General features: G+C 66.7%; 25 protein-coding genes and 1 tRNA gene. 17 read left to right on the top strand and 9 right to left on the bottom strand.

The genetic code is table 11. The annotated features are described in order from the left end of the window. The first annotated feature begins 51 nt into the window (after positions 1 to 51). A complete protein-coding gene (locus Q7I88_RS09890) occupies positions 52 to 1,698 on the top strand; it encodes an alkaline phosphatase family protein (RefSeq protein WP_305095753.1) in 1,647 nt (548 codons plus the stop codon). Here the strand turns inward: Q7I88_RS09890 and radC are convergent. Further along, the gene (gene radC, locus Q7I88_RS09895; protein WP_305095754.1) at positions 1,695 to 2,402 is read right to left on the bottom strand and encodes a RadC family protein; all 708 of its coding nucleotides are present in this window, start codon (positions 2,400 to 2,402) and stop codon (positions 1,695 to 1,697) included. The two genes, Q7I88_RS09890 and radC, sit on opposite strands and share 4 nt — an antisense overlap. Positions 2,403 to 2,468: 66 nt before the next feature. Between radC and Q7I88_RS09900 the strand changes: the two genes are divergently transcribed. The 10 genes from Q7I88_RS09900 to Q7I88_RS09945 all read left to right on the top strand — a co-directional run bounded on the left by Q7I88_RS09900 (position 2,469) and on the right by Q7I88_RS09945 (position 10,374). After that, positions 2,469 to 5,687, top strand: coding sequence for an intermembrane phospholipid transport protein YdbH family protein (locus Q7I88_RS09900; RefSeq protein WP_305095755.1), 3,219 nt, complete (start codon positions 2,469 to 2,471; stop codon positions 5,685 to 5,687). Further along, entirely contained in the window at positions 5,684 to 5,929 is a 246-nt protein-coding gene (locus Q7I88_RS09905) for a YnbE family lipoprotein (RefSeq protein WP_305095756.1), read from the top strand. Before Q7I88_RS09900 ends, Q7I88_RS09905 begins: the two co-directional genes overlap by 4 nt. Before the next feature lie 11 nt (positions 5,930 to 5,940). After that, positions 5,941 to 6,333: a YdbL family probable chaperone protein gene (locus Q7I88_RS09910; protein WP_305095757.1), complete on the top strand. Its 393-nt coding sequence runs from the start codon at positions 5,941 to 5,943 to the stop codon at positions 6,331 to 6,333. 189 nt (positions 6,334 to 6,522) lie between these two features. Continuing rightward, positions 6,523 to 6,834 carry an AtpZ/AtpI family protein gene (locus tag Q7I88_RS09915; RefSeq protein WP_305095758.1) on the top strand — a complete coding sequence of 104 codons (312 nt, stop codon included), beginning with the start codon at positions 6,523 to 6,525 and terminating at the stop codon, positions 6,832 to 6,834. A 54-nt stretch (positions 6,835 to 6,888) separates the two neighbouring features. Then, positions 6,889 to 7,641, top strand: coding sequence for a F0F1 ATP synthase subunit A (locus Q7I88_RS09920; protein ID WP_305098596.1), 753 nt, complete (start codon positions 6,889 to 6,891; stop codon positions 7,639 to 7,641). 33 nt (positions 7,642 to 7,674) lie between these two features. Next, on the top strand, positions 7,675 to 7,902 hold the full coding sequence (locus Q7I88_RS09925; RefSeq protein ID WP_159793335.1) for an ATP synthase subunit C-like protein: 228 nt from the start codon (positions 7,675 to 7,677) through the stop codon (positions 7,900 to 7,902). A 65-nt stretch (positions 7,903 to 7,967) separates the two neighbouring features. Continuing rightward, complete coding sequence (locus tag Q7I88_RS09930; protein ID WP_305095759.1) at positions 7,968 to 8,462, top strand: F0F1 ATP synthase subunit B family protein; 495 nt, start codon at positions 7,968 to 7,970, stop codon at positions 8,460 to 8,462. After that, positions 8,455 to 8,997 (top strand): F0F1 ATP synthase subunit B family protein, encoded by a 543-nt coding sequence (locus tag Q7I88_RS09935; RefSeq protein ID WP_305095760.1) that lies wholly within the window; start codon positions 8,455 to 8,457, stop codon positions 8,995 to 8,997. The genes Q7I88_RS09930 and Q7I88_RS09935 overlap by 8 nt, the downstream gene beginning before the upstream one ends. Before the next feature lie 60 nt (positions 8,998 to 9,057). Further along, complete coding sequence (locus tag Q7I88_RS09940; protein WP_305095761.1) at positions 9,058 to 9,666, top strand: flavodoxin family protein; 609 nt, start codon at positions 9,058 to 9,060, stop codon at positions 9,664 to 9,666. A gap of 90 nt (positions 9,667 to 9,756) precedes the next feature. Further along, positions 9,757 to 10,374: an NAD(P)-dependent oxidoreductase gene (locus Q7I88_RS09945; protein WP_305095762.1), complete on the top strand. Its 618-nt coding sequence runs from the start codon at positions 9,757 to 9,759 to the stop codon at positions 10,372 to 10,374. Between the two features lie 6 nt (positions 10,375 to 10,380). Here the strand turns inward: Q7I88_RS09945 and gloB are convergent, their stop codons facing one another. From gloB to aroA, 7 genes are all read right to left on the bottom strand, one after another. Next, entirely contained in the window at positions 10,381 to 11,139 is a 759-nt protein-coding gene (gene gloB, locus Q7I88_RS09950; RefSeq protein ID WP_305095763.1) for a hydroxyacylglutathione hydrolase, read from the bottom strand. A gap of 164 nt (positions 11,140 to 11,303) precedes the next feature. Continuing rightward, positions 11,304 to 13,124 (bottom strand): 30S ribosomal protein S1, encoded by a 1,821-nt coding sequence (gene rpsA, locus Q7I88_RS09955; RefSeq protein ID WP_439648386.1) that lies wholly within the window; start codon positions 13,122 to 13,124, stop codon positions 11,304 to 11,306. Between the two features lie 296 nt (positions 13,125 to 13,420). After that, the gene (locus tag Q7I88_RS09960; protein WP_305095765.1) at positions 13,421 to 13,726 is read right to left on the bottom strand and encodes a hypothetical protein; all 306 of its coding nucleotides are present in this window, start codon (positions 13,724 to 13,726) and stop codon (positions 13,421 to 13,423) included. Positions 13,727 to 13,912: 186 nt separating this feature from the next. Further along, complete coding sequence (locus tag Q7I88_RS09965; RefSeq protein ID WP_305095766.1) at positions 13,913 to 14,539, bottom strand: YSC84-related protein; 627 nt, start codon at positions 14,537 to 14,539, stop codon at positions 13,913 to 13,915. A 94-nt stretch (positions 14,540 to 14,633) separates the two neighbouring features. Continuing rightward, a complete protein-coding gene (locus tag Q7I88_RS09970; protein ID WP_305095767.1) occupies positions 14,634 to 15,266 on the bottom strand; it encodes a (d)CMP kinase in 633 nt (210 codons plus the stop codon). Further along, the gene (locus Q7I88_RS09975) at positions 15,263 to 15,523 is read right to left on the bottom strand and encodes a CBU_0592 family membrane protein (RefSeq protein WP_305095768.1); all 261 of its coding nucleotides are present in this window, start codon (positions 15,521 to 15,523) and stop codon (positions 15,263 to 15,265) included. The genes Q7I88_RS09970 and Q7I88_RS09975 overlap by 4 nt, the downstream gene beginning before the upstream one ends. A gap of 127 nt (positions 15,524 to 15,650) precedes the next feature. Then, on the bottom strand, positions 15,651 to 17,012 hold the full coding sequence (gene aroA / locus Q7I88_RS09980) for a 3-phosphoshikimate 1-carboxyvinyltransferase (protein WP_305095769.1): 1,362 nt from the start codon (positions 17,010 to 17,012) through the stop codon (positions 15,651 to 15,653). 121 nt (positions 17,013 to 17,133) lie between these two features. On the opposite strand from aroA, the gene Q7I88_RS09985 reads away from it, so the two are divergent. The 6 genes from Q7I88_RS09985 to Q7I88_RS10010 all read left to right on the top strand — a co-directional run bounded on the left by Q7I88_RS09985 (position 17,134) and on the right by Q7I88_RS10010 (position 21,005). Further along, the gene (locus Q7I88_RS09985; RefSeq protein WP_305095770.1) at positions 17,134 to 17,457 is read left to right on the top strand and encodes a TIGR02300 family protein; all 324 of its coding nucleotides are present in this window, start codon (positions 17,134 to 17,136) and stop codon (positions 17,455 to 17,457) included. Between the two features lie 99 nt (positions 17,458 to 17,556). Next, a tRNA-Ala gene (locus Q7I88_RS09990) sits at positions 17,557 to 17,632 on the top strand. 86 nt (positions 17,633 to 17,718) lie between these two features. Beyond that, entirely contained in the window at positions 17,719 to 19,158 is a 1,440-nt protein-coding gene (gene ffh / locus Q7I88_RS09995; RefSeq protein WP_305095771.1) for a signal recognition particle protein, read from the top strand. Positions 19,159 to 19,193: 35 nt separating this feature from the next. Beyond that, positions 19,194 to 19,745 carry a 30S ribosomal protein S16 gene (rpsP, locus tag Q7I88_RS10000; protein ID WP_305095772.1) on the top strand — a complete coding sequence of 184 codons (552 nt, stop codon included), beginning with the start codon at positions 19,194 to 19,196 and terminating at the stop codon, positions 19,743 to 19,745. 6 nt (positions 19,746 to 19,751) lie between these two features. After that, positions 19,752 to 20,240: a ribosome maturation factor RimM gene (gene rimM, locus Q7I88_RS10005; protein ID WP_305095773.1), complete on the top strand. Its 489-nt coding sequence runs from the start codon at positions 19,752 to 19,754 to the stop codon at positions 20,238 to 20,240. A gap of 39 nt (positions 20,241 to 20,279) precedes the next feature. After that, entirely contained in the window at positions 20,280 to 21,005 is a 726-nt protein-coding gene (locus Q7I88_RS10010) for a DUF5818 domain-containing protein (RefSeq protein ID WP_305095774.1), read from the top strand. Between the two features lies 1 nt (position 21,006). On the opposite strand, the gene Q7I88_RS10015 is transcribed toward Q7I88_RS10010, so the two are convergent. After that, positions 21,007 to 21,867: an oxidoreductase gene (locus Q7I88_RS10015; protein WP_305095775.1), complete on the bottom strand. Its 861-nt coding sequence runs from the start codon at positions 21,865 to 21,867 to the stop codon at positions 21,007 to 21,009. Between the last annotated feature and the right edge of the window lie 45 nt (positions 21,868 to 21,912).

Consider the following 21,912-nt stretch of genomic DNA (forward strand, 5'->3'; position numbering starts at 1 on the left):
GCTCGAAATCGGGGCTATCGGCGAAAAGATAGCAATCGGAAGGTCGGAAACTTGAAATCCCTACGCACACTTGGCGCCGCAGTGCTCGCGTCTCTGGGGCTGATCGCTGCTGCTCCGGCCCTTGCCGAAGAGGAAGGAGCGCCGAAGCTGATCGTCGCCGTCGTCGTCGACCAGTTTTCCGCCGACCAGTTTGCGCAATACCGCCAGCACTACACCGGAGGGCTGCGCCGACTGAGCGAGGGCGTGGTCTTTCCATCGGGCTATCATGGCCAGGCTGCGACCGAAACGTGCCCCGGGCACGGCGCCATCATGACCGGCGCGAATCCGGCGCGCAGCGGGATCATCGCCAATAGCTGGATCGACCAGCGGATCGGCCGCGCGGACAAGGTCGTCTATTGCGCGGAAGACGAGACCGCTGCGGGCAGCGATCATCAGCACTATGTCGAATCCGCCCGGCACCTGCTCGTGCCGACGCTGGGCGAGCGCATCCGGGCGGTGGAGCCGGCGTCGCGCAACGTCGCCGTCTCGGGGAAGGACCGTGCAGCGCTGATGTTGGGCGGCAAGACGGCCGACGCGGTGTACTTCTGGAAGCGGGGCCGGTTTACCACGACACCGGAGCGGACATCCGCCCAGGCCGTGGCGGAGGTCAATTCCCGGCTGGCGCCCGAATTTGCCGCGCCTGCCCAAGCTATGGCGGTACCGGAGTGGTGCCGGCATCTCGAGCGCGAAATCCCGGTGACCGGGACCTTGTCGGTCGGTACCGGCCATTTCGCGCGGGCGGGCGGCGCCGATGGCGCATTCCGGACCAGTCCGGCGCTCGACCGATGGACGATCGAGGTTGCCGAGAAGCTCGTCGAGGCGATGCGGCTGGGCCAGGACGAGGCGACCGACGTGCTGAACGTCAGCCTTTCGGCCAACGACTACGTCGGCCATGCTTTCGGCAACCAGGGAGTCGAAATGTGCATCCAGCAGGCTGCGCTCGACCGGTCGCTGGGCGGGCTGTTCGATTTCCTCGACGCCAAGGGCATCGATTATGCCGTCGTGCTTACCGCCGACCATGGCGGGCACGACATTCCCGAGCGCATCGACATGCAGGGCGACCCGGCGGCGGGCCGGATCGATCCGCAGCTCAATGCCCGCGATGTCGGCGCCGCGATCGCCGCCGAGCTCGGTCTCGATCCGGCACTGCCGGCGCCGCTCCTCGGCGGGCCCGCCGGCGACTACCACGTCAATCGCGGGCTGCCTGCCGAGGTGCAGGCCAGGGTCAAGGCGGCGGCGATCAAACGGCTCGGCGCATTTCCGCAGGTTGCCGCGGTGTTCGACGCCGACGAGCTGGCCGCCCATCCGGTGCCGTCCGGGCCGGTCGACGAATGGTCGCTCGAGGACCGCGCCCGCGCTTCGTTCTATGCCCCTCGCTCGGGCGACATCGTCGTTCTGCTGAAGCAGGCGGTGACCCCGATCGCGCGGCCGGTGCCGGGCGCGGTCGCGACGCACGGTTCGCCGTGGGACTACGACCGGCGGGTGCCGATCCTGTTCTGGCGCAAGGGCCTGGCCGGGTTCGAGCAGCCGCTTCCGGTCCGCGTGGTCGACATCGCGCCCACGCTCGCGGCGCTGGCCGGCGTGGCGATACCCGAAGGGGAAGTCGACGGCCGCTGCCTCGACCTGGACGCCGGGCCCGCTTCAACCTGCTCGCCCTAGATCAGGCCCTTCGCCTTCAGGCTGACGTGGCCTTCGCTGCCGATGATCACATGGTCGTGGACGGTGATGCCGAGCAACTGGCCTACCTCGGCGATACGGCGGGTGATCTGGATGTCGGCGCGGCTCGGTTCGGGGTTGCCGCTCGGGTGGTTGTGCACCAGGATCATGGCGCTGGCGCCGACCTCGAGCCCCTTCTTGACGACTTCGCGCGGGTGTATCGCCGCTTCGTCGATCGTGCCTTCCTGCGCCATGTGGTCGAGGATCAGGCGGTTGCGCGCGTCGAGGTAGAGGACGCGGACGCGCTCCAGCGTGAGGTGCGCCATGTCGATGGTCAGGTAGTCGAGCAGCGCCTGCCAGCTGCCGAGCACGGTCTTCTCGCGGACCTTCGAACGCGCCATTCGCCGCGCGGCGAGCGCCACGGCCTTGAGCGCGGCGGCGCTTGCCGCGCCGACACCGTCGACGTCTTCAAGCTGGCGGTGGTCGGCTTCGAGGACGCCGGCGAGCGAACCGAACCGTGCCAGCAGGGCCTTGGCCGCGGGCTTGGTGTCGCCGCGCGGGATGGCGGCATAGAGCAGGTATTCGAGCACTTCGTAATCGGCCAGCGCCTCGGACCCGCCGTCGAGCAGCCGCTGGCGCAGGCGGGCGCGGTGCCCCGTTCCCGCCTGCTCGGCCTTAGTGCCTGATTCGGGCTGATTTCGCGACACACCCACCCTTTCCCCGGTGCGAATGTTGCATTGCCTTTGCCACGCGCCTCGCGCAAGTGTGCGGCAATGGCCGAGGACGCTGCGACGACCCCCGAACCGGGAGAGCCGGGACCGCGACGTTCGTTCTGGCGGCGCTGGATCATTTTCCCGTTCTTACTCGTGTTCGCGCTGGCCGCGGCAGCCTTCTGGATCCAGCGCAAGGACATTGCCGACAACCTGATCGGCGCGACGCTTGCGGATAAGGGCGTCGAGGCGCGCTACGAGATCGAGAGCATTGGCGGCCGCCGGCAGGTTTTGAAGAATATCGTCATCGGCGACCCGGACCGCCCCGACCTGACGATCGAGCGCGCCGAAGTCACCATGCGCTATCGCCTCGGCCTGCCCGATGTGGCCAGCGTAACTCTCGTCAAGCCGCGTCTCTACGGCACCTATTACGGCAGAAAGCTGAGCTTCGGAGCGCTCGATCCGCTTGTATTCACCGGTTCGACCGCGCCGTTCGAATTTCCCAACATGACGCTCGAACTCGTCGACGCCCGGGCCCTGCTGGAGAGCGAATACGGCCCTGTCGGCATCAAGGCCGAAGGACGGGGGCATTTGCGCGGCGGCTTTGCCGGAAAGCTGGCGCTGACCGCACCCGAACTGGCGGTGGGGGGGTGCGAGGCGAGCGGGACGACGCTGTTCGGGCGGATCGGGATCGACGCCGAACGGCCGCAGTTCGAGGGACCTGTGCGCTTGGCCGGGCTCGCCTGCGCGGACGGCGGCATCGACCTCGCCGGCACGGTCATCGACGCCAAGCTGCAACTGGACCGGGACATGGCCGGCGTCGAAGCCGATCTGCGCGCAAAGACGCGCGGCGCCAAGCTGGCTGCGGCAACGCTCGGTGCGCTGTCCCTCGATGGCAAGGCCACCTTCCGGGATTCCGAGCTCACCGCCAGTTACGACCTCGGCGGAGAAGATGCCCGCCATCCGCAGGTCGATATCGGCTCGCTCAGCGCCAGCGGGACCGTGCGGGCCGGGGACGGGTTCGACTGGCTGCGCCTCGACGGCGACTTCACCGGGCGGGGCGTCAACCCCGGTCCGGCGCTGGACGAAACGCTCGGCAGCCTGGCGGACAGCACCGAGGGCACTTTCGCCGCGGCGTTGCTGCGCAAGGTGCGCGGGGCGATCCTGCGCGAGGCCCAGGGCAGCACTCTGGCAGGACATGCCGAGCTGCGGCGCACCGGCGATGTGCTGGCGGTGGTAGTCCCGCAGGCGCAAGTCGTCGGTGGCAGCGGCCAGAAGCTGCTGGCCGTCTCGCGCTTGAAATACGGCGAATCGGGCAAGGGCGCCCCGCGCGTTGCCGGCAATTTCGCGAGCGGGGGACGCGACCTGCCGCGGATCGAAGGGCGCATCGAACAGCGCGGCGGTACCGGTTTTGCCGCTCGCATGACGATGGCCGAATATTCCTCCGCGGGCGGGAAGCTGGCGATCCCCGGCCTCTCGCTGGTGTCGAACGGGGGCCGATTGGGCTTTTCGGGCCGCGCGGTGGTGAGCGGCGAACTGCCCGGCGGCATCGCCCGCGATCTCGAGCTGCCGCTGAACGGCAATTGGTCGCCGGCGGGGGGTCTGGCCTTGTGGCGCAATTGTACCGACTTGCGCTTCGCGGCGCTGCGGTTCGCCAACCTCGAGCTGGACCGGCGGGCCTTGACGCTCTGCCCGGCGCGCGGTCAGCCGATCGTTCGCTATGACCGCGGCGGGCTCAAGATCGCAGCCGGCGCACCGTCGCTCGATGTTACGGGGCGACTCGGACAGACGCCTATCGCGATCGCCAGCGGTCCGGTCGGCATCGCCTATCCCGGCACGATTGCCGCCCGAACCTTGCGGGTCACGCTCGGCCCGCGGGACACCGCCTCGACGTTCGCGATCAGCGACCTGTCGGCGGTCGTCGGCAAGGGAATTTCAGGCACCTTCGACGGCGCCGACGTCAGGCTCTATGCCGTCCCTCTCGATCTGCTCGGGTCCAGCGGCAACTGGTCCTATTCGGAGGGCGTGCTATCCATCGCCGACGGGGAATTCCGACTTGTCGACCGCCAGCCGCAAGCGCGTTTCGAGCCGCTCGAGGCCCGAGGCGCGACGCTGTCTCTTGAGGACAACGTGATCCTCGCCGATGCCGCGCTGCGCGAACCGGCCTCCGATCGCCTCGTCACCGCTGTCGCCATCCACCACGACCTCGGCACCGGGCGCGGTTTTGCCGATTTGTCCGTACCCGGAATCGCCTTCGACAGCAGGCTTCAGCCCGAGGCGCTGAGCAAGCTTGCGCTGGGCGTGGTCGCCAACGTCGATGGAACCGTCACCGGTTCGGGCCGGATCGACTGGAACGAGCAAGGCGTGACCAGTACCGGCAGTTTCTCGAGCGATTCGCTCGATTTCGCCGCCGCGTTCGGTCAGGTGACGGGGGCATCGGGCACGCTGAACTTCACCGACCTTCTCGGGCTGACGACGGCACCCGACCAGCGCTTCAGCATCAAGACGATCAACCCCGGCATCGAGGTCTACGACGGCGAGATCGGCATCGAGATCAGGAACGGCGAGGTCCTCTCGGTCACCGGCGGAACCTGGCCGTTCATGGGCGGCACGCTGACGCTGCGCCCGATCAAGCTCAACATCGGCGCGTCCGAAGAGCGGACCTACGTCCTCGACATCAAGGGACTCGAAGCCTCGCAATTCGTCCAGCGCATGGCGCTGAGCAACATCAGCGCCACGGGTACATTCGACGGCAGCCTGCCGCTGGTGTTCGACACCGAAGGCAACGGGCGCATCGTCGGCGGCGAACTGGCGTCGCGCGGACCGGGCAACGTCTCCTACGTCGGAGCGCTGACGTACGAAGACATGGGGGCGATCGCCAATTTTGCCTTCGACGCGCTCAAGTCGCTCGATTACGATCATATGACGATAGGAATGAACGGGCCGCTGACTGGCGAGATCGTCACCCAGGTGCGCTTCGACGGCGTCCACCAGGGCGAGGGTGCGAAGAAGAATTTCCTTACCCGCAAGATCGCCAAACTGCCGATCCGCTTCGTGGTCAACGTCCGAGCCTCGTTCTACCAGCTGATCTCGAACCTGCGATCGCTCTACGATCCCTCGGCCGTTAAGGATCCGCGCGATGCCAGCGTCGGCCTGCTCGACAAGGACGGCAATGTCATCAAGCGCGGTTCCGCGCCGCCGCCTACACCGCCGGCCCCCTCCGGCGAAAAGCTCACCAATGAACCGCCCATTCAGCGCCGCGAAAGCGAGGAAATGCCATGACAGCTGCGAAATTGACCAACGGTGCCGGCCCGGCGCATAAGCCCGCGATGCAGTGGGGCTTGCGGGCCAATGCGGCAGCGATCGGCGTGCTGGGTTCGGTCCTGACGAGCGGCTGTGTTACGGTCAATGCACCGAGCGAGCCGATCGTCATCGAACTGAACATCAACATCAAGCAGGAAGTAATTTACCGCCTGGCGGAAGATGCCGGGAACACGATCGACGAAAACGCGGACATCTTTTGATGGAGAATGGCATGAACACCGGTTTCAAACGCGCTACGCTGGCCTTTTCGGCTGTCGCCCTGGCCCTGACTGGTCTGGCTACGCCCGCCTTCGCCCAGCGCGACCCGGCGTACGAAGCCGCGCGCGCGGCGGGCAAGGTGGGCGAAAAAATGGACGGCTACCTGGCGATTGTCGGAAGCGGCGATGCAGCGCTGCGCAAGCTGGTCGACGACATCAATATCAAGCGCCGCGCGGTCTATGCCGACAAGGCCAAGGCCGCTTCGGCAACGCTCGAGGAATATGCCTTTACCGCCGGCTGTCTCGCGATCGCGCGCACGTCGCCCGGGGAAAAGTACCAGGCGCCCGACGGGTCCTGGCAAACCCGCGGCAACGGCCCGCCGGTGCGCGACCCCCGCTGTCCGTAGGACGCCGCCCTAAAGTCCCTGCACGCGCCGTCTGCTGGCAACGCGCCGGCAGGCGGCGCTGTCGTTTTGCACTGCGGCACGTGCGGTTGACTCGGCCTGCCAGCCCCCCTAATGGCGGCGCGTCGTCGGCCGGGGACCTCTCTGGCCGCGAATTTCATTGCAACCCCTGCGCGAGGCACCAGCTTCATCGTGGCCAACGATCCCGACAACGCACCCATCGGCGAAGATCCGCAGATCGATTCGCTTGAAGATCGCATTGCCGCCGCGCGCACCGCGGAAGACGCACGCGTGGCGAAGGAGCATGGCACCGCCGGCACCGGCCAGAACATCGGCATGCAGGTGATCTCGACCATGGTGGGGTATCCGCTCGGCGGAATCCTCATCGGCTTGGTGCTCGACAATGTTCTCGGCACCCTGCCGTGGCTTACCATCGTGCTCATGTTCCTCGCATTCGCCGGCGCGTGCATTCACGTCGTGCGGATGAACAAGAATAGCCAATAGGCGCAGACGGACAGGGAAGACGAAGCAGTGGCAGGCCCCGCCAAGATCGATCCGATGCACCAGTTCCAGATCCAGTCGCTCGGCGGCGGGAACCTGGAAGCGTCGCCATTCGTGTTCACCAATTCCGCGCTGTGGATGCTCATCGTCCTCGGCGTGATCGTGGTCTTCATGTGGGGCGGAACCAAGCGCCAGCTGGTCCCCGGCCGCTGGCAGGCGGCGGTCGAGATGCTGACGGGCTTTCTCGACAACGTGACCCGGCAGTCGATCGGGTCCGAAGGGCGCAAGTACTTGCCGTGGGTGTTCACCGCCTTCGTCTTCATCCTCGCCGCGAATTGGATCGGCGCCATGCCCTTCGGCATTGTCCCCGGCGCGCATCCCTTCACCGTGACCAGCCAGTTCACCGTGACCGGCACGATGTCGATCATCAGCTTCGCCATCGTCCTGGGCGTCGGTTTCTGGAAGCATGGGCTGCACTTCTTCAGCCTGTTCGTGCCCAAGGGCACGCCGTTCATCCTGACCCTGCTGATCGCGCCGATCGAGTTCGTCTCGTTCATGGTGCGTCCGTTCAGCCTCGGGCTGCGGCCGTTCATCGCCATGTTCGCCGGCCACATCCTGCTCGAGGTGTTCGGCAACTTCGTGGTGCAGGGGCTCAACGCCGGCGGGCCGATGGGCTATGGCATTTCGGTCCTCGCCTTCCTGTTCGTCGCCTTCGTTAGCGCTCTCGAGCTGCTGGTGGGCGCGATCCAGGCCTTCGTGTTCGCCCTTCTGACCGCGCTCTACATTAACGATGCGGTCAATCTTCACTAGTCATTCAACGATTTATCCAACGGAGTTAGTAAAATGGAACTCGCTTCTGCTCAGGTTATCGGTGCCGGCATCGCGGCGATCGGCGTCGGTGCCGCCGCCGCCGGTGTGGGCTTCGTGTTCGGTTCGTTCCTTCAGGGCGCGCTGCGCAACCCGGCCGCGGCCGGCAGCCAGACGGGCACCCTGTACATCGGCTTCGCCGCCGCCGAACTGCTCGGCCTGATGGCGTTCGCCGTCGCGATGATCATCCTCTACGCGCGCTGATCCAGCCAGCCCGGCGGTAAGCGCCGCCGGGTCCTGACCGCGGATTTTCGTGTAAAGGCCATCCGATGCCCCAACTAGCGCAACTTGCCCTCGTCTATCAGTCGCAGTGGTTCTGGCTGCTGCTCGTGCTTGGCGTGATCTACTTCTTCGTCGGCCGCGGGATCGTCCCCAAGGTCGAGGAGACGGTAGATCAGCGCGACGCGCGGATCCAAGCCGATCTTGCCGAGGCCGAGCGTCTGCGCGAGGAAGCCGACCGGGCCGAAGAGGCCTGGCGCGCGACGATCAACGAGGCGCATGCCGAAGCTCAGGCGGTGACCGCCAGGGCGAAGGAAGACGCAGGCAAGGATGCCGCCAAGCGCGTCGCGGCCGCGGACAAGCGCCTCGCCAAGAAGCTCGACGAAGCTGCCGGGGATCTCGACGAGGCGCGCCGCGCGGCGCTCACCGAAATCGAGGCCATGGCGGCCGAGGCGACCCGCGAGATCGTCGCAAAACTGACCGGTTCGAAGGTGGACGAAACCACCGCCCGATCCGCCGTTGCGGAGGCCCTGAGCCGTGCTTGAGTTGTTTGCTGCCGCCGCGGGACACGGTGTCGAGGAGCATGCCGAGGCGACCGCCTTCGGCGTCTCCTGGCTGACCCCCGGCGCCTTCGTGGCGCTGGCCATGTTGTTCGTCTTCGCCATAGCTCTCTGGAAGGGCGTGCCGGGACTGATCGCCGGCATTCTCGACAGCCGCATCGCCGGCATTCGCACGCAGCTCGACGAAGCCAAGGCGCTGCGCGACGAGGCGGAAAAGCTGCGCGACAGCTACGCGAAGAAGACGGCCGAGGCCGAGAAGGACATCGCCGTGCTGCGCGCCGGTGCCGAAAAACAGGCCGAGGAAATCGTCGAGAAGGCGAAGGCCGATGCCACCGCGCTGATCGAGCGCCACAAGGCGCTGGCCGAGGAAAAGATCGCTTCTGCAGAACGCAGCGCAGTCGAGGAACTGCGCGCCAAGGTCGCCGCTGCCGCTGCCGAAGCGGCCCGCGACCTGATCGCGGCCCGGCACGGGGAGGCGGAGGACCGCACCCTGGCCGACGAGATCATCGCCAACATCTGACTTTTTCGGAACGCAGACGCGGGGCCGCGCGCTTCCCCGGTGTAAACCGAGGAGAAGCACGTGGCCCTTTCCGCAATAGCTATCAATTGCACGCTCAAGTCGAGCGGCGACAACGCCAGTTCCACCGACGCGATGATCGGCGTCCTGCAGACCGAGTTCGCCCGCCACGAGGTTGAGATCGCCGAAGTGCTGCGCATGGCCGACTACACCATCAAACCCGGCGTGACCTCGGACGAAGGCGAGGGCGACGACTGGCCCGCCCTGCGCGAGAAGATCCTGGCGCACGACATTCTGATCTTCGGCACACCCGTGTGGCTCGGCCAGATCAGTTCCATCGCCAAGCGCGTGCTCGAGCGAATGGATGCTTTCCTCGGTGAAACCGACGACAAGGGCCGCATGCCGCCGTTCGGCAAGGTCGCGGTCGCCGCGGTGGTCGGCAACGAGGATGGCGCGCACAACTGCTCGGCGCAGCTTTACCAGGCTTTGAACGACCTCGGTTGGACAATCCCGGCCAACGCGATCAGCTACTGGGTGGGCGAGGCGATGCACTCGACCGACTTCAAGGAGCTCGATCAGACTCCGAAGAAGGTCAGTCAGACCGCCAAGATGCTGGCGAGCAACGCCGTTCACCTGGCAGGGCTGCTCAAGGACAAGCCTTACCCCGGATGAAGCTTGCCCCTGCCCCTTGGTCGGGCGGGGTCTCCGGTCTATGCAGCGCTCGAAGCCCGTGAGGCACGGGCGGGAAAAAGGAGAGCAGCGATGAAGGTGGCGGTACTCGGAGCGAGCGGCAAGGGCGGTTCGGAAATCACCAAGGAACTCGTTTCGCGTGGGCACGAGGTGATTGCGATCGGGCGCAACGCGGAGACGCTTCCGAGCGGCGACCATATCGAACAGCGACCGGGCGATGCCTCCGATGCCGCCGCGCTGCCCGGCCTGATCGACGGGGCGGATGCGGTGATCAGCGCGCTGCATTTCGACGTCCCGGCCGCGACCCTGCTGAGTGCGGTCAAGAAGGCAGGTATCGACCGCCTGCTGGTGATGGGCGGGGCGGCGAGCCTGACCAACCCCGATGGCGTGCGGGTGTTCGATTCCGAGGGTTTCCCCGAATTCCTCAAGCCCATCGTCAAGCCGGGGATCGATTTCCTCGACGATCTCAAGAAAGAGGACGAGGTCGAGTGGACCTTCTTCTCCCCGGCGATGACCATCTTCGTCGGCGACCGCAAGGGCCCGGGCAGCTTCCGGCTCGGCAAGGACGACTTGGTGGTCGACGAGGCCGGCGAGAGCAAGATCAGCTATGCCGACTATGCCATCGCCATGGTCGACGAGCTGGAACAGGGCAATTCCATCCGCAGCCGCTTTACCGTCGGCTACAAGTAGGCCGGATCAGAACGAATCCTTCGCCGCCCTGATTGCGGCGAAGGTTTCGGGCGGCGAGGAGCCTCCCCAACGCGCCCGCATTTCGGGCGTATCGGCGCGCAGGAAGGGATTGGTCGCCAGCTCGCGCGCGAGCTGCATCGGCACCGTCGGCTCACCCGCGGCGCGCTTGCGGTCGATTTCGGCAGCATAGTCCTGCAAGGCGGTGTTGTCCGGGTCCGCGTGGAGCGCGAATCTGGCGTTGGCCTGGGTGTATTCGTGGGCGCAGTAGAGCGTCGTCTGCGGCGGCAGAGCCTTGAGGCGCGAGAGGCTGTCCCAGAATTGCGGCGCGGTGCCTTCGAACATGCGGCCGCAGCCAAGCGCGAACAACGCATCGCCGACGAAGGCGATCTGCGCTTCGGGCAGGTGAAAGGCGATGTGGCCCATCGTGTGCCCGCCGACGTCGACGACTTGCGCCGTCCACTCCCCGATCCGCACCGTGTCGCCGCCCTTCACCTGCCGGTCGACAGCGGCGATCTTCGGCGCGTCGACCGCCGGGGCGACGATCTCGCATCCCGTCGCGGCCTTGATCGCTGCGTTGCCGCCGGCGTGATCGGGATGCCAGTGGGTGTTCCAGATCGCCGTGATCCGCCAGCCCCTGGTTTCGGCCTCGCGCAAGTACGCCTCGGCATCGGGGGTATCGATGCACACCGTCTCGCCGCTCGCCGGATCGTGCAGGAGGTAGCCGTAGTTGTCGCTCAGGCAGGGGAACTGGTGGACTTGCAGCATCGAGTCGGGATGTAGGCCCGCCAGGCCCTGTAGGAAAGGCCCGCCTGCTCTGCCGAGCGGGCGGGCCTTCCTTCATTTCGTCATCCCAGCGGAAGCTGGGATCGCTGTGGGTAGGCGCCGAGCGAGCGGCAAGCGGCCCCAGCTTTCGCTGGGGCGACGCGCGATTACTCGCTCTTGCCCTTCAGCGCTTCGCCGAGAATGTCGCCGAGGCTGGCGCCCGAGTCCGAAGACCCGAACTGCGCAACGGCTTCCTTCTCCTCGGAAATCTGGCGCGCCTTGATCGAGAAGTTCGGCTTCTTCGAGCGGTCGAACCCGGTGACCATGGCGTCGACCTTGGCGCCGGGCTGGAACCGGTCGGGACGCTGCTCGTCGCGGTCGCGGCCGAGGTCGCTGCGCTTGATGAAGCCCGTCGCACCGTCGTCGCCGGCCTGGACTTCGAGGCCGCCGTCGCGCACTTCGAGCACGGTGACGGTGACCACGTCGCCCTTCTTGAGGCCGCCTGCCGAGGCGGCGGCGCCGGCGGCCGGCGCGCCCTTCTCGAGCTGCTTCATGCCGAGGCTGATGCGCTCCTTGTCGACATCGACGTCGAGAACGACCGCTTCGACCTGCTCGCCCTTGCGGTGCAGCGCCAGCGCGTCCTCGCCGGAGATGCCCCAGGCGATGTCGGACATGTGGACCATGCCGTCGACGTCGCCGGGCAGGCCGATGAACAGGCCGAACTCGGTGGCGTTCTTGACTTCGCCTTCGACCTTGCTGCCGACCGGGTGCGCGTCCGCGAACTCTTCCCACGGGTTGCGCTGGGCCTGCTTGAGGCCGAGCGAGATGCGGCGCTTCTCGGCATCCACTTCGAGCACCATCACTTCGACTTCCTGCGAAGTCGAGACGATCTTGCCCGGGTGGACGTTCTTCTTGGTCCAGCTCATCTCGGAGACGTGGACCAAGCCTTCGATGCCCGGTTCGAGCTCCACGAAGGCGCCGTATTCGGTGATGTTGGTGACCGTGCCGGTGACCTTGGCGCCGACCGGGTACTTCGCACCCACGCCGTCCCACGGATCGCTCTCCAGCTGCTTCATACCGAGGCTGATGCGCTGGGTGTCCTGGTTGATGCGGATGATCTGCACGGTGACGGTGTCGCCGATGTTGATCACCTCGCTCGGGTGGTTGACCCGCTTGTAGCTCATGTCGGTGACGTGCAGCAGGCCATCGATGCCGCCGAGGTCGACGAAGGCGCCGTAGTCGGTGATGTTCTTGACCACGCCGTCGATCACCTGGCCCTCGGCCAGCTTGTCGATCAGTTCGCTGCGCTGCTCGGCGCGGGTCTCTTCGAGGACGGCGCGGCGCGACACGACGATATTGCCGCGGCGGCGGTCCATCTTGAGGATCTGGAACGGCTGCGGCATGTCCATCAGCGGGCCGACGTCGCGCACCGGGCGGATGTCGACCTGGCTGCCGGGGAGGAAGGCCACGGCGCCATCGAGGTCGACGGTGAAGCCGCCCTTGACGCGGCCGAAGATGCGGCCTTCGACACGCTTGCCTTCGCCGAATTCGCTTTCCAGCTTGTCCCAGGCGGCTTCGCGGCGGGCACGGTCACGGCTGAGCATCGCTTCGCCGTCGGCATTCTCGACGCGGTCGACGAAGACTTCGACGTCGTCACCGACCTTGAGCGGCTCGTCGCCTTCGCCGCGGGCGAATTCGCGCAAGGAGACGCGGCCTTCGCTCTTCAGGCCGACGTCGATCAGCGCCATGCCGTTCTCGATGGCGGTGACGGTGCCGTGGACGACGCGGCCTTCGAAGCCCTCTTCGCCGGCGCCGCCGAGTTGTTCGTTGAGCATCGCCTCGAAATCGGCGCGTGTGGGGTTGGCAGTGGTTGCCATGTGTTGGATGTTCCTACTTCGCGTTTTTTCCGGCCAGGCGGTTGTGTCCGCCGGTCTTGGTGGCCGAACTGCCCGTGCGGCCGAATGCCGGCACAGGCGTCTTCGGGACAGGGCCTTCTAATGCGGAGCGGCGCGCGGGGTCGCGCGTTCTCGCCGGCACATCGTCGGGAATTGTCCGTCGGACGGGCGCGCGCCTAAGCGAAAGCGGGCCGAAATGCAAGCGAAACCCGCCTTGCAGATGGACCGCGAAAGCGGGCGATAAAACCTGTGACTTTCGCCCCTGCCATCCGTAAATCGACGCAATGGCCGCAATCGATGTGACTTTCCGGCTGCCCGCGCCCTGATCGGAAATTTCGCGTCCATTCCGTCTGGAATGCCACGCTGCCGCACCTGTAGGAAACCTCTTTCTAGCGAACCACGACTTCGGCGCGCCAGACCAGCTTTTCGTGATCGGTCAGCTCGACCTTCGCCCTGCCGGCCTTGACCGCGACGAGCCGCAACTTGTTGCCCGTTGTAAGGATGGCGGCAACGGCTTCGCTGTCGACCTTCGCCCAGTCGGCTTCGCGATCGAGATCGATGTCGAGCGTGTCGCCGCGGACCATCTCGTAATGCTGCTCGTCGACGAGAGCCGGGCCATAGCCCTGCGCGGTGGCGACATTCGGAGTGAGCGCGAGCGCTGCCAAGGGCAGCGCAACGCGTAGACGATAGGCCACGGAAAATTCGATCCCTGTTGCTCAAGTCCTTGCCGACCGGGTCTCGCCCGTCCGGCCCGGATTGGCAATGCCAGCGGCGCGATTAAGCGCGGATGTATGACGCACTGGAACCGGGGCCCCGCAGGGCCCCGGCCGCGCACCCGGAACCAAGGGGGGGCTCCGTCCGGGCATCGCTATTTTGCCTGGTTAGCTGGTCGTCGACGACTCCATCGACGACGACATCGCACCGGTATCGCTCGATCCGGCAATCTCGTCGGTCCGCCAGATCTTCATGGCGTTGACGCTCGCGTCGGCCATCAGGCCCGCCGAATTGAAGACGTAAAGCGTCGGCTTGTCGCTCTGCGCCTGCGCCGTTGCGCCGGCCTGCGCGATGGTCAGGTCCGAGCCCGCGCCGACGGTCCACTCGCCATCGTTCTGGTACTGCTGCAGCTGATCGGCGTTGTGCATCTGGAAGACGTAGGACGCCGCGTCGACGCCGGCCTGCAGGCCGACGCTGCCTTCGCCCATTCGATAGTAGTTCACGATCTGGCCATTCCTGACCAGCGCTCCGTCGCCGCCGCCGCCACCGACGCCAAGCGCAACCGAGGTCACGTCCGGAAATACGAAGTATCCGGCCGGAGAGCCTTCACCACAGGTCGGCTCGACCTGCTTGCAGGTTTCGAGTGCAGCCATGATCTTGCTGTCGAGTTCGGGATTGGCGGACGCGGTGGCCGTCGAGTTGGCCTCTGTATCGGCGGTGTTCGTGTCCTGTGCGGGCTCCTGGCCGCAGGCCGCAAGCGTGCCGGCGAGGAGAAATACTGCAAAGCGCTTCATGACAATGACCCTGTTTCTGCAATTAAAGTAACGGGCGGATGCCTGTGCTAACGAGGCATGCGGGCCATAGTTCCGCCACAAATGGTCAAAGTTTTCAGTTTGCCGAGGAGGCGGTCCGCTCTTTGACGAGGGCGATGGCGCGAGCGATCGCCTCCTGGGCAGTCAGGGTGCTGGTATCGAGGACCACGGCGTCGGGGGCGGCGCGCAGCGGGGCTTCGGCGCGGGCGCTGTCGCGCTCGTCGCGGCGACGCAGGTGTTCGGTGATGTCTTCCAGGGTGTGCGGCTGCCCGCGCGCCTGCATTTCGGCGAAACGACGCGCGGCGCGCGCCTCTACGCTGGCGGTGACGAACAGCTTCACCTCGGCTTCCGGCGCGATGACGCTTCCGATGTCGCGCCCGTCGAGCACTGCGCCGTCCGGTTGCATGGCGAACTGCCGTTGGCGTTCGTAGAGCATCTGCCTCACCGCCGGATGGACCGAGACGCGGCTGGCGTAGCCGCCGACGTCCTCGCTGCGAAGCTCCGGATCATCGAGCACGCTTTCCGGGAAGGCAGTGGCAGCAAGCGCGTCGCCGAGGTCGTCGGGATTGCCGCCCGATTTCTGCACCTGCCGCCCGACCGCGCGGTAGAGGAGCCCGGTGTCGAGGTGCGGTAGGCCGAAGTGTTCGGCCAGCGCCCTGGCGATGGTGCCCTTGCCCGAGGCGGTGGGTCCGTCGACGGCGATGATCACGCCTTGCTCCGTCCTGAGAATGCCTTGCCAAGGCCCCATAGCGCGACGCAGGCCCAGATGCCTTCGAGCAGCAGCGAGGGGAGGTTAGTGTGGACCAGCAGGGAGATAACCAGCAGGCCGGCGCCGACGAGGTTGAGCCCGTGCAGGACGAACGGATCGGCGCGCTCGGCCTTCGCGGTGACGTAGACGTAAGCCGATACGATCAGGACCGTGCCTACGAGGCCGACGAGGGTGGCGAGGTCGAGTTGGCCGGTCATTGCGACTTTCCTCCTTCGTCATGCCGAATTCGTTGCAGTATCCATTTCGCCGTCCCGAGTTGCCGTGCGAGTGGAGAAATGGACCCTGAAACAAGTTCAGGGTGACGGCAGAGGTTGGGCGCCGGGATCACCCCGTGCACTCGCCAAGGAGCGTCTCGAACGCGGGAAAGCTCGTTGCGATCGGCCTCGTGTCGTCCACGTCCACCCCGTCGCGGCTGGCGAGGCCGGCGACGGCCATGGCCATGGCGATGCGGTGGTCGAGGTGGGTTTTGGCTCGGCTGTTGGCGCTGCCGCGCAGCGGCTCGCCGCCAGTGCCTTCAATCACCAATCCGTCCTCGCGCTCGATGACGCGCGCACCGGCGCCGCTCAGCGCTTCCGCCATGGCGGAGAGGCGGTCGGATTCCTTGACCCGCAGTTCCTCGAGCCCGGTGGTCACGGTCTGGCCCTTCGCCAGCGCGGCGGCGACGAAGAACACCGGGAATTCGTCGATCATGCTCGGGACCACGTCGGGACTTACCTCGACGCCCGATAGCTCGGAATGGCGCACGACGAGATCGGCGACCGGCTCGCCGCCGACTTCGCGCGTGTTCAGCACCTCGATCTGCCCGCCCATTTCCTGCAGCACGTCGACGAGGCCGGCGCGGGTCGGGTTCATGCCGACGTTTTCGATCGTCAGTTCGCTGCCCGGCACGAGCAGCGCGGCGACGATGAAGAAGGCAGCGGAGGAGGGGTCGCCGGGCACGACGATGTCCTGCGGCATGAGGTCCGCCTCGCCGCGGATTGTAATGACCCGCTCGCCGAAATCGTTTGCCACCTCGAGCTCGGCGCCGAAGCCCCGGAGCATGCGCTCGGTGTGGTCGCGGGTCGGAACGGGCTCGATGACCCGCGTGATCCCGGCGGTGTTGAGCCCGGCGAGCAGCACCGCGCTCTTGACTTGCGCCGAGGCGACCGGGAGGCGGTATTCGATCGGCATGGCGGGGGAGATGCCGCGCACGGTCAGCGGGAGGCGGCCGCCTTCGCTCGCCTCGAAATTGGCGCCGGTCAGCGAGAGGGGGTCGATGACCCGGCCCATCGGCCGTTTCGACAGGCTGGCATCGCCGATGAAGGTCGCGGCGATCAGGTGGCTGGCGACGAGGCCCATGAGCAGCCTTGTCGAGGTGCCCGAATTGCCCATGTCGAGCGGTGCGGGCGGCTGCAGCAGGCCGCCGACGCCGACACCGTGGATCGACCACGTCTCGCCCTGCTTCTCGATCGCGGCGCCCATGGCCCGCAGCGCCGCGGCGGTGGCCATGACGTCCTCGCCCTCGAGCAGTCCCGTGACACGCGTTTCGCCCACGGCCAGCGCGCCGAACATCAGCGAGCGGTGGCTGATCGACTTGTCGCCAGGTACCCGGGTGCGCCCCTTGAGCGGACCCGAGGGAACGAAGCGGCGCGGGCGCGCGGCGGTGGGGCTGGTGGTGGACACGGCGCGGCTCTTTGACAGGGCCATTGCCCTGTGGCAAGGCGCGCCCGCTCTTGATCCCGGGCCTTGATTTGCCCAAGTCCGGCACCCATCAAGCATCGAGATTATTCAGTCCCGTGTATGTCACGGGAAGCATCGAGGATATACAATGGTCAAGCCAGAATGGGGCACCAAACGCACCTGCCCCAAGTGCGCCGAGCGCTTCTACGACCTGGGTAAGGACGATCCCGTCACCTGCATCGAATGCGGCAACGAGTGGTATCCCGAACCGGTCCTGAAATCGAAGCAGCCGATCCCGTTCGAGGAAGCCGAGAAGAAGAAGGAAGAGGAGAAATCCGATTCCGACCTGGCCGACGATGAGCTGGAGGATATCGACGAGGACGACGATTCGCCCGACAACGATGTTGATCTCGGCGGCGACGACGATCTTGGCGTGACCAAGGCGAACGACGACGACGAGGATGATAGCTGAGGTTTGAATTGAGGCTTGCGAAATCGCGAGGCAGCCCATAAAGGGCTGCCTCCGCAAGGACGGCGCACCTCCCAGGGTGGGCCGGTTTATGAATGGCACGGGGCCTTAGCTCAGCTGGGAGAGCGCTACAATGGCATTGTAGAGGTCAGCGGTTCGATCCCGCTAGGCTCCACCATTCATCGAGTTTTCAGGGACTTGTGCCCCGCTGGCTGACGAGGTTTCGTCCGCCGGCGTTTTTGCCGTTTGGAGTGACCTGAGCCTATGTTCGACACGCTGTCCGATCGCCTGACCGGGGTCTTCGACCGCCTGCGCGGGCGCGGAAGCCTGAACGAACAGGACGTGCGCGACGCGATGCGCGAGGTGCGTGTGGCGCTGCTCGAGGCCGACGTGGCCCTGCCGGTGGCGCGCGACTTCATCGCCGCGGTAACCGAGAAGGCGGTCGGCCAGAACGTCCTCAAGTCGGTCACCCCCGGCCAGCAGGTCGTCAAGATCGTCAACGACGAGCTCGTCGCGATGCTCGGCGGCGAGGGCACCGCGCCGCTCAACCTCGACGTGCGCCCGCCGGCGGTAATCATGATGGTCGGCCTGCAGGGCTCGGGCAAGACCACCACGACCGCCAAGCTCGGCAAGCTGATCAAGGAAAAGCACGGCAAGAAGGCGCTGATGGCGTCGCTCGACGTCAACCGTCCGGCCGCGCAGGAGCAGCTCGCGGTGCTCGGCGAGCAGGTCTCTGTCGCCACGTTGCCCATCGTCCAGGGCCAGCAGCCGGTCGACATCGCCCGCCGCGCGCTCGAATCCGCGAAGCTGCAGGCGGTCGACGTGCTGCTGCTCGACACCGCGGGCCGGCTCCACGTCGACGAAGCGCTGATGGCCGAGATGAAGGCCGTCGCCGCGGTCGCCAGCCCGGCCGAAGTGCTGCTGGTGGTCGATTCGCTGACCGGCCAGGACGCGGTCAACGTCGCGCAGTCGTTCTCCGACGAGGTGCCGCTGACCGGCGTCGTGCTGACCCGCATGGACGGCGACGCCCGCGGCGGTGCGGCGCTGTCGATGCGCGCGGTCACCGGCAAGCCGATCAAGTTCGCCGGCACCGGCGAGAAGCTCGACGCGATCGAGGCGTTCAGCCCCGACCGGGTCGCCGGCCGCATCCTCGGCATGGGCGATGTCGTCAGCCTCGTCGAAAAGGCCGCCGAATCGATCAAGGAGGAGGAGGCCGAAGCGCTCGCCAAGCGCATGATGCAGGGCAAGTTCGACATGAACGACCTGCGCATGCAGCTCAAGCAGATGCAGAACATGGGCGGGCTGGGCATGCTCGCCGGGATGCTGCCGGGCATGAAGAAGGCCAAGGCGGCGATGGCGCAGAGCGGCATGGACGACAAGGTGCTGGTCCACATGGACGCGATCATCGGCTCGATGACGCCCAAGGAACGCGCCCGACCCGAACTGATGAACGCCAAGCGCAAGAAGCGCGTCGCGGCCGGGGCCGGTAGGGACGTTCAGGACGTCAACAAGCTGCTCAAGATGCACCAGGAAATGGGCCGGGCGATGAAGCAGATCCGCAAGATGGGCGGGCTCAAGGGCCTCGGCCAGCTCTTCGCGGGCGGCGGCATGGGTGGCGCTTTGGGGGGCGGCGGCGGAGCCGGGGGCGGAATGCCCGGCGGCCAGGTTCCGCCCGACATGGCAGACTTTCTCAAGAAAAAATGATTTTACAGGTATTTGATTCAGAAAGGTGAAGTGAAATGGCAATTGCATTGAGGCTCTCGCGCGGTGGCGCAAAGAAGCGTCCGTATTACCGCATCGTGGCCGCCGACAGCCGCTCCCCGCGCGACGGCAAGTATCTCGAGCAGATCGGCGTCTACAATCCGCTGCTGGCCAAGGACGACCCGGCCCGGGTGAAGATCGACGAGGACCGCGCGCGGCATTGGCTCAGCGTCGGCGCGCAGGCGTCGGACCGCGTCGCCCGTTTCCTCGATGCCGCCGGCATCAAGGAGCGCGCCCCCCGCAACAATCCCAAGAAGGGTGAGCCGGGCCAGGCCGCGAAGGACCGCGCCGAAGAGAAGGCCGCCAAGCTCGCCGAGGCCGAAGAGGCCGCCAAGGCCGCCGCAGCTGCGCCCGCCGAGGAAGAGGCCGTAGCCGAGGAAGCCGCTGCCGAGCAGGCCCCCGCCGAGGACGTTGCCGCTCAGGATGAGGCTCCGGCCGAGGAAGCTGCCGCGGAAGAGGCCCCGGCCGAGGAAGCTGCCGCCGAGGAAGCTCCGGCCGAAGAGGCCGGCGAAGAGAAGGCCGAGGGCTAACCCGCCTTGGTACAGGACAAGCCCGTCACGCTTGCTGCCGTCACCGGCGCGCACGGCGTGACGGGCGAAGTCCGTCTGAAGCTGTTCGGCGAAGGTCTCGAGACCCTCAAGCTCCACAAGAGCTTCAACGACGGCGCGCTGACGCTCAAGAAGGTGCGCGACGACATGAAGGGCGGGGCGGTCGCCCGGTTTGCCGAAGTGGCCGACCGAACCGCCGCCGAACAGCTGCGCGGCACCGTCCTCACCGTGCCCCGCAGCGCGCTCCCGCCGCTCGCCGAGGGCGAATACTACTATGCCGACCTGCTGGGCCTGCCTGCCTTGTCCGAGGCGGGCGAGACCCTCGGCACGATCGTGACAGTCGAGAACTACGGCGCCGGCGACGTCCTCGAAATCGAACGGCCCGACGGCAAGCGCTTCATGGTGCCGATGATCGAGGCCGCGGTGCCCGCGTGGGACGACGAGAAGGTGATCGTCGCCGCCGACTTCGCCGACTAGCAGCCCGGAACTTCACCGTCGCCAACGCACTGGTCGGGTATGACCAGTTACAAAGCAAGCATCGCCGTATTCGCGTCGCTGGCGCTCGTTTCCTGCGGATCGAACGAGACCGTTGCAGGTTCTGCGCCCGACGCTGACCGCCCCTCGGCCGCGGAGGGCGCAAGCCCCTCCCTCGCCACCCGGCCGTCGGGCGAGCCGAACCTCGTCACCAAGGAAGGCCGTATCGAGAGCGGCGTCGAATGTCCGGTGCTGCACACCCCGGATGGCGAAATCTGGGCCCTGTCGCTGGGCGAGGCCGATTTCGGGCCCGGCGACTATGTCAGCGTTACCGGCGAGGTGGCCGATGCGAGCATCTGTATGCAGGGCGAGGGCACGATCCTGCCGCAATCGATAGACGCGAAGGACCCGCCGGCGCGCGACCGCGATCCGGCCCGGGCTGGCGGCATCGCGGTCACTAGCGAATACGTGGTGGGCAGCTGGGTGGCCAAGGGCGCGGGCGCCGATTGTTCGCAGCCCGACTTCCGCGTCACCACAAATGCCAATGGGCTCGCCCTGTTCAAGGGCATGGTCAACGGCAAGCAGCAGACTGCCGCGCTGAGCGTGGGCGGCGATCCCGCGATCCACTACGACGCGCCGCTGAAAAGCACACCGGTCGAGACCCGCGGCCCCGACGGCCTGGCTATCCTGCCACCGGCCTCGGGCGCGATCAGCATCGCTGGTCACCCGATCGAGGGAGACGGCGTGGTTTTCGTCAAATGCGACTGACTTAGCCGCCGATCGAGTCCAGCTCGGCCACAGCGTCGGCGGGCAGTTCCAGCTCGGCGGCCGCGACGTTCTCGCGCAGGTGGGCGCGCGACGACGTGCCAGGGATCAGCAGGATGTTGGGCGAACGCTGCAGCAGCCAGGCGAGCGCGACCTGCATCGGTGTCGCGCCGAGGCCCGCCGCCACGCGGTCCAGCGTCGCCGACTGCAGCGGGCTGAAGCCGCCGAGGGGGAAGAACGGGACGTAGGGGATATCGGCTTCGGCGAGTTCGTCGATCATCGCATCGTCGCCGCGGTGGGCGAGATTGTAGGCGTTCTGCACGCAGGCGATTTCGGTCATCGCCCGGGCCTCGGCGACTTGCGCCGGGGTAGCGTTGCTGATGCCGATGTGCTTGAGGATGCCCTTCTCCTTGCAGGCGATCAGCCCTTCGAGGAGCGGGCGGATATCGCCTTCTGCGGGTCCGACATGGCCGAACATCAGCCGCAGGTTGGCGACCTCGACCGCCTCGATGCCGAGGTGCTCCATATTGTCGCGGATGCCCTGCTCGAGTTCGTCGGGAGCGCTCCACGGAAGCCAGTCGCCGTCTTCGCTGCGCCGGGCGCCGAGCTTGGTTACCAGCACCAGGCCGGCCGGATAGGGCTCGAGCGCCTCGCGGATCAGCCGGTTGACCGAGTGGGGGCCATAATAGTCGCTGGTGTCGATATGATCGATGCCGAGCTCTATCGTCTCGCGCAGAACGGCGAGCGCCTCGTCGCGATTACGCGGTGGGCCGAAGACCCCTGGTCCGGCCAGCTGCATCGCCCCGTAGCCCATCCGGTGGACGGTGCGGTCGCCAAGGGTGAATGTCCCGCCGAGCTTTTCCATGGCCCAGAGCTACCACAACTGGCAGGCGGCGCGCCATGGCAGTGC

The organism is Croceibacterium aestuarii, assembly GCF_030657335.1.
GTDB classification, from domain to species: domain Bacteria; phylum Pseudomonadota; class Alphaproteobacteria; order Sphingomonadales; family Sphingomonadaceae; genus Croceibacterium_B; species Croceibacterium_B aestuarii.

What these genes read in the sequence shown, in the direction of transcription:
- Q7I88_RS09900 (WP_305095755.1), top strand. Translation starts at nt 2,469, where the DNA reads ATGGCCGAGGACGCTGCGACGACCCCCGAACCGGGAGAGCCGGGACCG.
- Q7I88_RS09905 (WP_305095756.1), top strand. Translation starts at nt 5,684, where the DNA reads ATGACAGCTGCGAAATTGACCAACGGTGCCGGCCCGGCGCATAAGCCC.
- Q7I88_RS09910 (WP_305095757.1), top strand. Translation starts at nt 5,941, where the DNA reads ATGAACACCGGTTTCAAACGCGCTACGCTGGCCTTTTCGGCTGTCGCC.
- Q7I88_RS09920 (WP_305098596.1), top strand. Translation starts at nt 6,889, where the DNA reads ATGCACCAGTTCCAGATCCAGTCGCTCGGCGGCGGGAACCTGGAAGCG.
- Q7I88_RS09925 (WP_159793335.1), top strand. Translation starts at nt 7,675, where the DNA reads ATGGAACTCGCTTCTGCTCAGGTTATCGGTGCCGGCATCGCGGCGATC.
- Q7I88_RS09930 (WP_305095759.1), top strand. Translation starts at nt 7,968, where the DNA reads ATGCCCCAACTAGCGCAACTTGCCCTCGTCTATCAGTCGCAGTGGTTC.
- Q7I88_RS09945 (WP_305095762.1), top strand. Translation starts at nt 9,757, where the DNA reads ATGAAGGTGGCGGTACTCGGAGCGAGCGGCAAGGGCGGTTCGGAAATC.
- gloB (WP_305095763.1), bottom strand. Translation starts at nt 11,139, where the DNA reads ATGCTGCAAGTCCACCAGTTCCCCTGCCTGAGCGACAACTACGGCTAC.
- Q7I88_RS09965 (WP_305095766.1), bottom strand. Translation starts at nt 14,539, where the DNA reads ATGAAGCGCTTTGCAGTATTTCTCCTCGCCGGCACGCTTGCGGCCTGC.
- Q7I88_RS09975 (WP_305095768.1), bottom strand. Translation starts at nt 15,523, where the DNA reads ATGACCGGCCAACTCGACCTCGCCACCCTCGTCGGCCTCGTAGGCACG.
- aroA (WP_305095769.1), bottom strand. Translation starts at nt 17,012, where the DNA reads ATGGCCCTGTCAAAGAGCCGCGCCGTGTCCACCACCAGCCCCACCGCC.
- Q7I88_RS09985 (WP_305095770.1), top strand. Translation starts at nt 17,134, where the DNA reads ATGGTCAAGCCAGAATGGGGCACCAAACGCACCTGCCCCAAGTGCGCC.
- ffh (WP_305095771.1), top strand. Translation starts at nt 17,719, where the DNA reads ATGTTCGACACGCTGTCCGATCGCCTGACCGGGGTCTTCGACCGCCTG.
- rpsP (WP_305095772.1), top strand. Translation starts at nt 19,194, where the DNA reads ATGGCAATTGCATTGAGGCTCTCGCGCGGTGGCGCAAAGAAGCGTCCG.
- Q7I88_RS10010 (WP_305095774.1), top strand. Translation starts at nt 20,280, where the DNA reads ATGACCAGTTACAAAGCAAGCATCGCCGTATTCGCGTCGCTGGCGCTC.
- Q7I88_RS10015 (WP_305095775.1), bottom strand. Translation starts at nt 21,867, where the DNA reads ATGGAAAAGCTCGGCGGGACATTCACCCTTGGCGACCGCACCGTCCAC.